A 14,385-nucleotide genomic window follows, 5' to 3' on the forward strand; every position below is an offset into this window, starting at 1 on the left:
ACATCAATTCAATATTTCAGACCATCTATCTGATAGGATTGAGTCTCAAGGGAATGAGTTTCAGTATTTTTGTGCTATGCGTGTGTATCTTGTTTTATTGATGACAGCATTAGGCTTAAGTTATTTGCATTCGCAGACAGAAAAAATCTATCTGTCCGGTTGGGAATGGAATATTTCTTCTCAGAAAGAGTGGTACCCATGTACGATTCCAGGAAACCACATTTCAGCCTTGATTGAAAATCACATGATCCAAAGCCCATTTAATGGGATAAATGAATTCAGTGCTCAAATTTACAACGATGAGAGCAATCAATTTAGAAGCTATTTCGATTTAACAGAACTCCAGATGAATGCAAGTCATGTCTGGTGGGAATGTGACGGGTTAGATACTTACTGCAAAATTTGGATCAATGGCAGATTGGTTGGTGAGAGTAATAATGCATTTCGCAGGTGGAGGTATGATATCAAAAATTACATACAAAAAGGTAGAAACGAGTGCCTTATTAAAATCGAGTCGGCAGATTTGATATCTCAAAATCTTTATTCAAAACAAATCACTCCCCTACCGGGAGAAGCCAGAGTAACTATCCGTAAACCACAATATCATTTTGGTTGGGATTTTGGCCCAAAATTGATAATTAATGGAATTTCAAGTTTGCCTGAAATCATTATTAATCAGAATATTCATTGTGATTATGCTAGTCTACAAACCATCGAAATTCAAAAGGGTAAGGCTGAACTAGAACTCATGGTAGAATATACCGCTTCAAATTCTGATGAATACGAGTTCGAGTTGTTGATGGATGATCGGAAGTTTATATTTCAGGAAAATTTGGAAGCTGGAACTCATTTGTTTCGAAAAAAAATAAAAATCAAAAATCCGGAATTGTGGTGGCCTAATGGAAACGGAAATCAAAAATTGTATCGTGTTACATTGAACGCAAGGTCAAAGAATTTGAATCACCATTTTTCCAAACAATGGCAATGCGGTATAAGGCAGATCAAATTGATACATGAGAATGATAAAGATGGAAAGTCATTTTACTTCTTGGTAAATGGCGAACAAATTTTTATCAAGGGGTCTAATTATATTCCCCCTGATATTCTGAAACCAGATGCTGACCCAATCCAACTTTTGCAAGACGCCAAAGCTTGTCACTTTAATATGTTGAGAATTTGGGGTGGAGGAACTTACGAAACGGAAAGATTTTATCAGCTCTGCGATAGTTTAGGGATTTTAATTTGGCAAGATTTTATGTTTGCTTGTGGGATGTATCCGGGTGATGAAGATTTTTTGGACAATGTATTGGCCGAAGCCGACCATCAAGTAAAAAGGATTTCCGCACACGCTTGCCTCGCACTATGGTGTGGGAATAATGAAATTAGCGAAGGATGGGATCGTTGGGGCTGGCAGACATTACTTGCCAAGTCCATCAAATCCAAGCTCAGTTCGGATTATGATAAACTCTTTAAATCCATATTACCTGCAGCTGTTCAATCATTCAGCAGGACGGATTATTGGGAATCATCACCACTTTTCGGGAGAGGCGATAGTAGATTTCAATCTGAAGGCGACGCCCATGACTGGGGAGTTTGGCACGATGAGATGCCGTTCGATGTTTTTGAAACCCGAGTTCCCAGATTTATGAGTGAAGCCGGATTCCAGTCGTTGCCATCATTGTCAACTATTGTGCAAATCGCTGATTCTTCAGAATGGGATCTTCAATCTCCGTCCTTACTTTCACATCAAAAACATCCTCGAGGCAATAAGCTCATTTCAAAATACATACAGCACGATTTTCCAGATCCTACAAATTTTCCAAATTTGATATACCTGAGCCAATTGACTCAGGCTGACGGAATGGCTGTAGGAATAGAAGCGCATCGAAGAGCCAAACCATACTGCATGGGTACTTTATACTGGCAGTACAATGATTGTTGGCCCGGAATTTCCTGGTCAGGTAGAGAGTATTCAGGTCGATGGAAAGCCTTGCAGCATAAAACTAAAGAAATCTTTAAACCAGTATTGATCTCAGCAGAGTCTAAGTTTAACCTTGTACATGTCTTTGCAACATCAGACTTGCTATATCCTTACACGGATTCACTTGACATTAAAATTATTGAGACTAAGGGTAAAACAATATGGCAAGAAAAAATAAATTTCCAACTCAAAGCGAACGAATCCAAAATAGTGTATGAGCTAGATATTGCGAAATTGAGTTTTCCATTTGATGTACACAATCACATACTAGTCCTTCAGCCTTTCAATCAAAAAATGTCCAACATAAAATGGCATCTGTTTGATGTCCCAAAGAAAATAAAGTGGGAAGAAACGCAGTTTGAAATGACATCAATTACAGAATACAATGGAGTCTACTCGTTTTTCATTACATGCAACAATCCGGCAAAAGGTGTTTATCTCCAAGAATCTGAAAATATTAGATATTTTCCTAATTACTTTGATATTTTACCCGGTCAAAAACTAAAGATTGGTATTGAAAATAATAGTCCAATGTCGGCTCAATTACCCGAGAAAATTATTTGCATTAATCAGCTGATTCATTAATCCAGGAAATAGTTTGGTATAATTCGTAAATCAAGATTAGGGAAATTCTGAAATTTTTTGCTTCCAGATCCTCTCAAGATTTTAAAAAGACTTATCTTACCTTCATCATACTTTTGACTTGCTGGATGGATTCGTTTTGCAATCGAACATAGTAAATTCCTTCAGGCATACCTTCTAAATCACAATTTACCTGATACAATCCGACCGACATGTTTTCATTGATTAAAGTCCGAATCACATGGCCTGAATCAGAGATAATTTGAATCATGGTGTGACCTCCCAAACTTTCAAATTTAATAGTTGTATTTGAAACGAAAGGATTGGGATATGCTGATACCAAATTCTGGCCAGCTCTGTTATTAGAGTCATGAACAGAGGTTGGTATGCAGTTTGATTTCTGGAGAATTGGAATCTGCTGGTAATTATTAAGCATGATGGCATCCAAATCCGGTTGCGGAACACAAAACCAATCTTGCAATATAGAAGCATATACGGATCTAAAATCGTACTGCATTGGCAGATTGGATTTTGATGTCGAAGCGGAATCAATTACAGGATTTTGTCCTATAACACTAGCAGAAACTTTTGAGCCGAACAAGAACATCGGTTGAGCTGCACCATGATCAGTGCCCCCTGATGCATTGGATACGATTCTTCTACCAAATTCTGAAAATGTCATTCCCAATACTCTATCACTCAAACCCATTAACTTTAAATCGTCGGTAAATGCATAAATCGCATCTGAGACTCCTTTCAGTAAGTTGGCATGATTTCCTTGAGTATGGTCAGTACTGTTCACTTGAGCGGAGTGTGTGTCAAAACCACCTGTGCTGACCCAGTAGACGCGGGTTTTTAACCCACCTGAGATTAATTTTGCAACTATTGAAAGTGCACTTCCCAATGCAGCGCCGGGTTCAGCAGGTGAAGATTTTGGGTAGAGCGATGTTAAGTTCTTTCCCTTATTTGCTGCTAACTCAACTGCATCTCCAAATTTATCTGTCTGTCTTTGAACTTCTCTTACATAAAGCAATTCCTTACCGGTGCAATTTACAGGTGCCGGATCTTTGAAAATATTTCCTGTAAGGTTGAGTAAATCTTTAGTGTTGTTGATGGCTATGCCCATATTCACGCCTTGGTTCTGAAGCCCTAAACCAACACTGCCACCAATCCGGATAGAAGGAGGATCAGGCATAATAGAATTTGGGAAACCAACGGGAAAGTTAGGATATTCATAATTTAAATATCTACCTGTCCAACCGGAGTTGAGATACTCTTTTGTATCACTACCGGTAATCCAAATATCAGTAGATCGGAAATGGGAAAAACTAAATTGAGGATAACCAACGCCTTGCACTATACTCAACCGACCATCATCCCATAATTCGCTGAACCTATTCATTGCCGGATGCAATCCTGTCTTTCCGAATGTACCGGATAATTTTAGTACTGAAGACTCAGGGAGTAAAACATTTTTCCTGATGGTATCTAAAGACAGCGCGGCATATTGGTCCAATGGGATGACTGTATTCAAACCGTCATTACCTCCAGTTAGCTGCACGATCACCAGCACACGATCAGTATCATACAAAAGAGAATCTAAACCACCGAAAAACGGCGATGCACTATACGCATTCAGGGAGACCCCACCTATTGCCAGTGGAACGGATTGGACAAACGATCTTCTTTTCATTTTAAAAAATTAATAATTTAATGAAAATATTAGCACAGGTGATATTCTGCTGCTGATTGCAAATAGATAAATAAATCTTGTAACATGCTTGGCACTCGTTTTGCTTCTGGATCACTCGTAGATGGATCCCCGATAAAAATCTGATAAGCATCTGTCCAATAATAATCTGAACTTTGACCAAGTAATAAATAGGTTGTTTTTATTTGACTTTTTACCGCATCTGAAATACTTACTCCGAATAGTAATTCGATTGCTTCATTGATTAATTCATTTGGATCTTCAGGATGAGCAAACTGCTTCACAAAACTCACATAATCAATAGTTAATTTTTGGTTTTTATTTGCGTCCAGAAATACTGAATTTCCACTATTGAGGCCTGACTTACCTACAGCTTCAAAGAAATTTTTCCGTTCCGGATAAGTTGTCGTATCTAACCAATATTCATGAAAAACGGGAGCTTGGTAATACGCCGGCCAACCTGCAACATTTGGTGGATCACCAACATCAAATCCACCTTTAATCACATAATTTCTGATTTGAGAAAAATTTACATAAGCTAAATCTGAATGTACTGCATCATCCGGTTTGGGAATTGGCAACTGAAAAGTCCGTAACATTCCTATCGTAAAGTCTGTAGGACTTTTAAGCATACAACCAAAATTTTCAGATTTAAAAAAGTAATCGCTCGTGAACAGTGCACGCAATACTTCTTTTATGTCATAATTCTTCCTAAAAATTTCTGCCAGAGGTTCGATCACATTGGATTCAATGTCTGGAGTTATATCATAATATACAAAATAAATCCACAATTTCCTACAAAGGAATTTTGCACATTCGTCAGTTTCCAATAACATTGAAATCATATCATCGATTTCCAATTCAGCCATTAATCTCTCCTCACCAGCTTTTGGTGTGCGAAGGATTTGTTTGTTCTTATAAAATGCTGAAAATTGTTTTACAGCAACATCATGATTTGCACTCACAAAACTAGTCTCAGGAAGGATTGCATAATTCGCATTGTTCGCGTCTTTCTTTTGGGTGATAAAAGTCCACCCAGTGAGCACTCTGGCTGCTGCTTTTACATCGTCTTCTGTATATCCCGATCCTGATCCTTTTCCGATACAAAACAGTTCTTGAAGCTCCCTACCATAATTCTCATCCGGGGCGCTTTTCTTATTTAAATTTCCATTGAGGTAGCGCAGCATTCCAGGATCCAGAGTGATATCTTTTACCATTTGTCGAAATGAACCTAGTGTGTTTTTGCGCAGAGCAACATTGGTATAATATGACAACAATGCTTGTTCTACAACAGAATCTTCAGTTGCAAAATGATTGTGCCAGAATAGCACCATTTTTTCATATATGCTAATATCTTGATGTATCTGTAGTCCAGTCCACCAATTTTTATAACTGAGTCTTCTGTACCCATTTGGGTTTGGGTTTGCTCCAATAGGAATAGGTATATTTGCCCAGCTGGTTCCCATAGGCACAGTGGTATCCAGATTGTCAGTTTTGACATTGTTGCTTACTGTAAAATAAGTCTTCAAAGGTCCGGCATCTGGGGGAGGATCCATCAACAATAGATCAATAACTGAAATTAATGATTTGCCGTTAAGTTGTTTGAGATCTGAAATTCTCACACCAAAAAGTGTACGGCGTAAAAGATGAAGCAATTCCTTTTTTCCAAATGGACCTGAATAAGGAGTTAAACTTGGCATATGAACTAAATAAGTGCCCAAGGTAAGTATTTTATACTTTCATATACTGTTTTAACTCAATTTTTATTTGGGTATGAAAAAAATCCTGTTCGTCGTTGGAGGCTATAATTACAGTTCTGTTTTTTGCAAAATCGTGCAACAGTTTTGAGAACCATTTTCTTGCTTCGGAGTCTAAATTAGTGGTTGGTTCATCTAAAAGGAGAACCTCTCCCTCAGAGAGTATCGCAAGCGCTAATTTTAATCTCTGATATAGTCCCGAAGAGAGTTCAAGAATTGTTTTTCTTTGATGACTTTTCAGATCAGTCAGATCCCAAAAGTCACGACTGGAAATATTGTCAATGTAGCTTTTAAATGTAAAGTGAAAATCCAATAATTCATTTATAGTAAAATAAGAAGGCAAGTCCATATAAGGAGCTGCCATACAGATCAATGGCTCAATATGTTCCCTGGTCTCTTTTCCATTCACTACCCAATGAACTTTTCCTTTGTTGGGTCTGATCATTCCGCCAATAAGTTGCATTAATGTAGACTTACCAACTCCATTTCTACCGGCTATGCCGTAAGATATTCCTTCATTGAATTCAAAATCAAAGTTGTTGATCACCCAGGAAGAATTAAACTTTTTAGAGACTCCTTCCAGGCTTATTTTCATGATATTGTACTGTGATACCCTTTCATAATGCCTCGTTGAGATGCCATTATGAACTGTACAATTTCATCCTTCTCGGCCGTATCAGGAAGTTCTGCTTGAACCATTTTCAATCCCTGTGATATATTACTGTTCTTTATAAAAAGGTACCTGTAAATTTCGTGGATATTATTGATTTGTTCTTGAGTAAAACCTCTCCTCCTCAATCCGATAGAATTCACTCCTTCATAAGACAATGGGTTTCTGGCTGCCTTCACATAATGAGGGACGTCTTTCATTACTAAAGATCCTCCACCAACCATTACATGTCGTCCAATTTGTACAAATTGGTGAACTGCTGTTAATCCTCCAAGTATGGCATAATCATCTATAGTAATGTGTCCAGCCAGATTCACATTATTGGCAAGAATAACATTATTTCCAACAATACAATCATGTGCGACATGAACATAGGCCATAAGAAGGCAATTCGAGCCAATCCGGGTAGTCATTAATGCTTTAGTACCTCTATTTAGAGTACAATATTCTCTCACGATGGTGTTGTCTCCAATCTCCAATGTTGAAGCTTCACCTCCAAATTTCAGATCTTGAGGGATAGCACCTACCACTGCCCCTGGAAATATTTTACAAGAATTTCCAACCCTAGATCCATCCATTATGGTAACATATGGACCAATCCAACAATTGTTTCCAATCACCACATCTGCTCCAATTGTAGCAAATGGCTCTATTACAGTATTGGCTCCAATACGAGCCTCTGGATGTATATTACTTTTGATCACTTTCAGCAGACCTTTTGACGATTTGGGCAGTGAGGACACCCTCACATACTAATTTATTACCTACATAAGCCGTGCCATTCATTTGAACTATACCTCTCCTTATGGGAGAAAGCAACTCCATTTTAAGAATAAGTGTATCTCCTGGCAGAACTTTCTGTTTAAACTTGGCACCATCAATCTTTACAAAATATGTATCCCAATTTCCTGGTTCTTCCTGTTGATGGAGGGCTAAAATTCCACCGGTTTGGGCCAAGGCTTCAATTTGCAAAACACCTGGAAAAACCGGATTATCAGGAAAATGTCCCAAAAAACATGCATCAGAAAAACTAACATTCTTTATTCCGACCACGATATTTTCACTCAGTTCAATGATCTTATCTACAAATAAAAAAGGATGTCTATGCGGAAGAAGTTTTTGGATCTGAGGTATCTCAAGAATAGCTGGTTTCTCAGGATCATACACAGGAAGCCCTTTCAATTTGGCTTGCTCTAAAATTTTGCGGCGGAGTACTCTCCCAAACTCTACATTTGACTTATGTCCGGGTTTGTGGGTAACGATCTTGCCTTGAATAGATTTGCCCACCAGGGTAAGATCCCCAATGACATCCAACAATTTATGCCGAGCGGGTTCATTAGGAAAGTTCAACTTAACCGTGTTCAAAACACCTTCTCTTTCAACTTTGACACTAGGTTTGTTGAGTTTTCTTGCAAGCTCATCTAATTCAGGTTGGGTCATCATCCTGTCCACGATGACAATAGCATTATCCAAATCTCCTCCTCGGATTAAGTTTTGATTCATCAACTGTTCCAGTTCATGAAGGAAGACAAAAGTCCTGCAGGGTGCGATTTCTACCGAATAATGAGTTAAATCTTCTATTGAAGCAAATTGCTGGCCCAACACCTTTGAATTGAAATCAATTAAAGCAGTGATTTCGAGCTTGTCTGATGGCATGGCAATATATTCTGCTCCGGTATTTTCGTCTTCATAAGTAAAAGACTCTGTAATGACAAAGACTTCCCTTTCTTCGTTCTGTTGCACTATACCTACTCCCTGGAGCAAATGTACAAATGCAGCTGCTGAGCCATCCATAATGGGAATTTCAGGACCATTGAGCTCAATCGTCACATTGTCTATTCCAAGGCCAGTAAGTGCTGAAAGCGTATGTTCCACAGTCCAAACCTGGGCAATACCCTCCTGCAGTGTGGTTCCCCGATTGGTTGAAATTACTTTGGAAAGATCTGCATCAATAAAGGGTTGGTCCGGTAAGTCTATGCGTCTAAATTTAATTCCTGAATTTTCGGGAGCAGGATGAAACGACATACGCACCATAGCGCCAGTATGGAGGCCAATACCTGAAAGAGAAACGGAGCTTTTGATCGTGCATTGCTTCATTTACCTGATTTTAACTCGTCCAGCTGTTTTCTTAATTCATCCACTTGCTTCCTCAAATCAGGTAGCTTTTTGAATTCAGAATACGCCCGAAGATACGAATAATAATCTATGGCTGGAGAACCGTACCACTTTCCTTTCATTTTTTCAATCGAAGACGCAATACCACTTTGTGCTTGCACCATAGTATAATCCGCAACACCAAGATGTCCTGCAACACCAACCTGCCCTCCCAAGATCACATGGTTTCCGATCTTGGCACTTCCGGCTATTCCTGCTTGAGCAGCGATAACTGTATGCTGGCCTACCTGTACATTGTGGGCTATCTGTATTAGATTGTCCAACTTGCTGCCTTTTTTAATGATAGTTGAACCAATACTTCCTCTATCAATACATGTATTTGCTCCAATTTCAACATCATCTTCAAGAACGACATTTCCGATTTGAGCGATTTTGCTGTAAACGCCTTCTTTGTCAGGTGCATACCCAAATCCATCACTCCCTATAACTGTGTTTGATTGAATCACACACCTCTGTCCTATGATTGAGTCTTTTAAAATCCTCGCACCTGGAAAGAGAACTGTCCCAGTACCAATTTTAACTTTCGCCCCTATATATACTTGGGGATAAATGGTCACACCATCAGCGATTTCCACTTCTTCAGATATTATAGAAAAGGCACCTACTGAAACTCCCTTGCCTAATTTCGCAGAGCTATGTATACTTGCCAAATCGTCTATACCGGTGTTTTGAATAGAGTCAGTTGTTTCAAAAAAAGCCAATAGCTTCGCAACGGCTTCATAAACGTTTGGGACTTTTAAAAGCGTGCAGAAAACCTTCTCCCGAGGTTCAAAACTTTCATCGACTATAACTAACGAAGCTTTGGTAGTATAGAGGTAAGGCTCATATTTTATGTTTCCAAGAAAACAAATGGAGCCTGGTTCACCCTCTTCTATTTTGCTCGGCTTAAGTACAACTATATCAGGATCACCAATCAGTGAACCATTTACCAACATTGCTATTTGACTTGCTTTCATTACAAATCTTCTACTGAATAAAATAGTACTCACAAATCTATGTAATTCTGCAAAGCAGGCATACATTCTCCAATTAATTTTAATATATTCATACAATTCGATACTTTTGGCTTTCGATCCTCCTGTAAGATGAGCAAAAAAAAAATTAAAGCCCAACACGTTAGTATACCAGTTCACAATGTACCTCAGCAGCTGGATTCGATGAATGACAAATGGTGGTACGTACTCATCGCCTTAGCTATTACTTTTTTGTGTTTCTACTCAAGCGTAAAGAATGGTTTTGTAAATTGGGATGACGACCGAAATGTTTATGAAAATCCTTTGATTACTGACGTAAGCTCAAAATCAATCAAAGCGATTTTTACAACTCCAATAATAGGTAACTACAACCCTCTTCCTATTCTTACTTTTGCAATAGAAAACAAGTTTTTTGGAATGAACCCCCAGGCTATGCACTGGACGAATCTTTTGTTGCATTTACTATGTGTATTTTTTGTATATCGTATTTTATTGTTGTTAAAATTAAGACCAGAAATTGCTCTCATTGGTACCATACTTTTCGGGATTCACCCTTTGAGAGTTGAGTCCGTTGCCTGGATTACGGAGCGCAAAGACGTCTTGTATGCGGCATTCTTCTTTCCTGCTGTTTATTTATACATTCAAAATTTGTACTCTAATAGCAAGAAACGATCCTATGTGATATACACATTATTTTGTATAGGTTTATTTGCGAAAATTCAAATGGTGAGCTTACCTCTCACTTTTATAGTATTAGACTATTTTTTCCAAAAACCTATTAATATTAAATCGATCTTTTCGAAATGGCCTTATTTTTTAGGTTCCATGCTGTTCGGTTTACTAGGTATTTATTTTTTGAAAGGTCAGGGAAGTCTTGAATCAAATACAAACTTCAATCTTTTCGAAAGGCTTTTTATTGGCTCCTACAGCCTTTTTGTTTATATTGTAAAATGGTTGGTACCCTATAGGATGTCACCCATGTATCCTTATAACGAAAAGCTCACTGTATGGCACTATATATCTTTACCTGCAGCCATAGCACTTCTTTCTCTGATGTATATTTTGTGGAAGAAAAAACAGACAGAAATTGTTTTTGGATTTGGTTTCTTCTTCGCGAACATCGTTTTTCTGTTACAAATACTTGGAGCTGGGCAGGGCTATCTAGCTGATAGATTTACTTATGTTGCGTATTTTGGATTATTCTATATTTTCTGTTATGGCTTACAAGAGTTGCTGATCAAAAAACCCAAATTGAATATTGCATATTTTTCAATTACAGGAATTTATCTGGCTGCATTATTCATGGTGAGCATAAAGCAGATTAAAATATGGAAAAACTCAGAAACATTGTGGACAAAAGTTATTGAATATTCTCCAAATACTTCTTTGCCTTACAACAATAGAGCTAATTATTACAGAGACCTCAAGCAATTTGATAAAGCATTGGCTGACTACAGTCAGGCTATAGTCATGAAAGCTGGACATGGAACCTACAATAGCCGGGCAAAGCTTTATTTTACAAAGGGTGAAAATCAAAAAGCTCTGGAGGATTATAACAAGGCAATTGAATTAAACCCGACAGCGGAATATTTTGTAAATCGCGGTGCTGTCTATGCAAATTTAAACCAATTGGATTTAGCATTAAATGACCTGAATAAAGGTTTACAAATGGACCCAAAATGGAAAGTTGGGTATTTGAACAGATCAATATTATATAACTCAAGAGGTGACTTTGCTTCAGCCCTAAACGATATTGACGCATACTTAAAATTAGATACAAAATCAGCGGACATGTGGTACGAAGGCGCAAGATGTCTGCGTGCCCTCAACCGATCAGAACAAGCCATTGAATATTACAATCAAGCAATCCGGTACAAATCTGATGGAGCCGTTTTTTATCTTGAACGAGGTAGAACTTATCGAACTCTGGGAAATCATTCTGCAGCCCAAGCTGACTTTACTATTGCGCAACAACTCGGTATTCCAGCATCAGAAATCAATAAATAAATATCTTCGAAATGCTTAGCTCCATTGAGATTAAAAACTATGCAATCATTGAGCATCTTTTCATTGAGTGGAAAGATGGAATGTCAGTGATTACAGGAGAAACAGGAGCAGGTAAATCAATATTGATTGGAGCCCTTCAACTCGTCCTTGGAGGCAGATCTGATGTCAAAGCTGTCAGGGAGGGCACTCAAAAATGTATTGTAGAAGCAAGATTTAACCTTGACCAGAAAACGCTTGATATGATTTCAGAAAAATGCGACATAGACGTACAAAACCCCTTGGAGTTGAGAAGAGAAATCTCAGCTAATGGCAAGTCCAGATCACTCATCAATGAAAGTTTGATATCCGCTTCTCTTCTTCAGGATATTTCAAAGACAATGATATCCATTTACCAGCAGTTTGATCTATTGGATATCGTGGATGCAGAACACCAGCTTCAAATTATTGATGAATATTCTGGAAATAGAGAATTATTGGATGAATACAAAATGGAATTCAAAGCTTGGAAACAAGAGCTACAACACCTCAAAAATCTAGAAGCCGATCGTCTGACCAGCTTGAAAGAACAAGAATTTATACTTTTTCAACATAATGAGTTATCAACGCTAACGATTTCGGAATCTGAATTTCAAGATTTGGAAGAATTTATTAAGGCAGCATCAAAATCAGAAGAAATCATACAAAACACTTCACAAGTTGCAATGATTTTTTCACAGGACAATGGTGTGATCGACAAACTAACAGAATGTATTCAACTTTTGAAATCCATCCAAATACATAAGCAGGTACATGAGATACTGGAACGATTTGAACCCCTACGAATGGAATTAAGAGAAATCGGAAATGAACTACAAAATATTGCTGAAAATTCTGATTTTGATCCAAAAACTACTCAGCTTGCAATGGATAAAGTGGATCAAATCAATCGTTTGATGAACAAGCATCACGTTTCAACGATTGGCGAGTTGCTGCAAATAAAAATTGATATAGCTGCAAGAATAAAAAATTTGGATGATTTTGAAGACCAAAGAAAAGTTTTGTTAGTATCTATTGCAAAAAAGGAATCTATTTTATCCGTCAATGCCGCAAAACTGCATGCCAAAAGGATCACAGCAAGCAAAAAGTTTGCTAAAAACGTAGAGACATCTTGCAAATCACTTGGATTGGAACACAATAGATTTGAAATTGAAGTTTTGAATCTTTCTTCTTTGAATGAATCCGGAAATAGTTCAGTACAATTTTTATTTACGGCAAATAAGGGTAAGTCAGTTGCACCATTAAAAAATCAGGCTTCAGGAGGGGAACTATCGCGGCTTAACCTGAGCATCAGATCTATACTTGCTCAAGATAAAGAAATGGGTACTATGGTATTTGATGAGATAGATACCGGTGTCTCGGGACAAATTGCTTTACAGATGGGGAATATCTTGGCAGAACTCGCGAAAAAAATACAACTGATTGCCATCACGCATTCTCCTCAAGTGGCAAGTAGAGCTGACCAACATCTCCTTGTTTATAAGGAACATCTCAAAAACGAAACACGCACTAACATCAGACTTTTGAGTTCTGTCGAAAGGATCCATGAGGTGGCGAAAATGCTTAGTGGCGATCCTCCTGCAAAATCAGCCCTCCTAAACGCACAGGAACTGCTGGAAAGGGCCTGATATCCAAACTTTACTTACTTTTGTAGAACTAAAACCTGAAATTATGGCAAATCCACTGCTTCAAAACAAAAGAGGTATCATATTTGGTGCTTTAGATGAACAATCTATTGCTTGGAGGGTAGCTGATAAATGTGTCCAACATGGTGCTAAAATCACTCTGACAAATGCACCTGTCGCTATGAGATTCGGAAAGATTTACGAACTGGGAGAAAAACTGAATGCAGAGGTCATTCCAGCAGACGCAACTTCTGTTACAGATTTGGATCAATTACTGACTACTTCCATGGAAAAACTGGGAGGCAAAATAGATTTTATATTACACTCCATAGGCATGTCCTTGAATGTAAGAAAAGGTAAGGCATATACGGATCTCAATTATGATTTTATGCAAAAAACATTCGACATTTCGGCAATTTCATTTCATAAACTCATGCAAAGTGCTTGGCAAAAAGATGCTATAAATGATGGTGGATCCATTCTCGCCTTAACCTATATAGCTGCACAGCGAGTTTTTCCAGATTATAACGAGATGGCGGAATCAAAAGCACTTTTAGAGTCATTTGCTAGAAGTTTCGGATACCATTTTGGCAGTTCAAAAAAAGTCAGAGTCAATACAATTAGCCAATCTCCCACGATGACAACTGCGGGATCAGGCATAAAAGGATTTCAGGAATTCTTCGACTACGCCGATAAAATGTCACCTCTCGGAAATGCTCCTGCAGATGCATGCGCTGACTATTGTGTCCTTATGTTTTCAGATCTAAGCAGGATGGTGACAATGCAAAATTTATATCATGATGGAGGATTTTCCAGCATGGGAATGAATCCGGCAATTCTAGGATTAAGCAACTCTTAAGAAGATAA

The 14,385-nt window shown here is 38.1% G+C and carries 10 protein-coding genes; 4 read left to right on the forward strand and 6 right to left on the reverse strand.

Features of this window, described 5'->3' with window-relative positions; all coding sequences use genetic code 11:
* The first annotated feature begins 76 nt into the window (after nucleotides 1-76).
* A complete protein-coding gene (locus IPI99_12595) occupies nucleotides 77-2,566 on the forward strand; it encodes a glycoside hydrolase family 2 protein (protein MBK7341353.1) in 2,490 nt (829 codons plus the stop codon).
* Nucleotides 2,567-2,657: 91 nt separating this feature from the next.
* Here IPI99_12595 and IPI99_12600 read toward each other — a convergent pair whose 3' ends face one another.
* The 6 genes from IPI99_12600 to lpxD are packed head-to-tail and all read right to left on the reverse strand — an operon-like array spanning nucleotide 2,658 to nucleotide 9,832.
* On the reverse strand, nucleotides 2,658-4,256 hold the full coding sequence (locus IPI99_12600) for a DUF1501 domain-containing protein (GenBank protein ID MBK7341354.1): 1,599 nt from the start codon (nucleotides 4,254-4,256) through the stop codon (nucleotides 2,658-2,660).
* Nucleotides 4,257-4,285: 29 nt separating this feature from the next.
* The gene (locus IPI99_12605; protein MBK7341355.1) at nucleotides 4,286-5,995 is read right to left on the reverse strand and encodes a DUF1800 domain-containing protein; all 1,710 of its coding nucleotides are present in this window, start codon (nucleotides 5,993-5,995) and stop codon (nucleotides 4,286-4,288) included.
* A gap of 10 nt (nucleotides 5,996-6,005) precedes the next feature.
* Nucleotides 6,006-6,626 carry an ABC transporter ATP-binding protein gene (locus tag IPI99_12610; GenBank protein ID MBK7341356.1) on the reverse strand — a complete coding sequence of 207 codons (621 nt, stop codon included), beginning with the start codon at nucleotides 6,624-6,626 and terminating at the stop codon, nucleotides 6,006-6,008.
* Nucleotides 6,623-7,411 carry an acyl-ACP--UDP-N-acetylglucosamine O-acyltransferase gene (gene lpxA / locus IPI99_12615; protein MBK7341357.1) on the reverse strand — a complete coding sequence of 263 codons (789 nt, stop codon included), beginning with the start codon at nucleotides 7,409-7,411 and terminating at the stop codon, nucleotides 6,623-6,625. The genes IPI99_12610 and lpxA overlap by 4 nt, the downstream gene beginning before the upstream one ends.
* Nucleotides 7,392-8,798: a bifunctional UDP-3-O-[3-hydroxymyristoyl] N-acetylglucosamine deacetylase/3-hydroxyacyl-ACP dehydratase gene (locus tag IPI99_12620; protein MBK7341358.1), complete on the reverse strand. Its 1,407-nt coding sequence runs from the start codon at nucleotides 8,796-8,798 to the stop codon at nucleotides 7,392-7,394. The genes lpxA and IPI99_12620 overlap by 20 nt, the downstream gene beginning before the upstream one ends.
* A complete protein-coding gene (lpxD, locus tag IPI99_12625; protein MBK7341359.1) occupies nucleotides 8,795-9,832 on the reverse strand; it encodes a UDP-3-O-(3-hydroxymyristoyl)glucosamine N-acyltransferase in 1,038 nt (345 codons plus the stop codon). The genes IPI99_12620 and lpxD overlap by 4 nt, the downstream gene beginning before the upstream one ends.
* A 129-nt stretch (nucleotides 9,833-9,961) precedes the next feature.
* Here lpxD and IPI99_12630 point away from each other — a divergent pair, with 129 nt between their 5' ends.
* Genes IPI99_12630 through IPI99_12640 form a run of 3 tightly spaced genes read left to right on the forward strand, consistent with a single transcriptional unit; the run spans nucleotide 9,962 to nucleotide 14,377 of the window.
* On the forward strand, nucleotides 9,962-11,857 hold the full coding sequence (locus IPI99_12630; GenBank protein MBK7341360.1) for a tetratricopeptide repeat protein: 1,896 nt from the start codon (nucleotides 9,962-9,964) through the stop codon (nucleotides 11,855-11,857).
* Between the two features lie 11 nt (nucleotides 11,858-11,868).
* On the forward strand, nucleotides 11,869-13,521 hold the full coding sequence (gene recN / locus IPI99_12635) for a DNA repair protein RecN (protein ID MBK7341361.1): 1,653 nt from the start codon (nucleotides 11,869-11,871) through the stop codon (nucleotides 13,519-13,521).
* 43 nt (nucleotides 13,522-13,564) lie between these two features.
* Nucleotides 13,565-14,377, forward strand: a complete 813-nt coding sequence (locus tag IPI99_12640; protein MBK7341362.1) for an SDR family oxidoreductase — start codon at nucleotides 13,565-13,567, stop codon at nucleotides 14,375-14,377.
* Nucleotides 14,378-14,385: the final 8 nt, after the last annotated feature.

It is taken from the genome of Saprospiraceae bacterium, assembly GCA_016710235.1.
Lineage (GTDB): Bacteria > Bacteroidota > Bacteroidia > Chitinophagales > Saprospiraceae > Vicinibacter.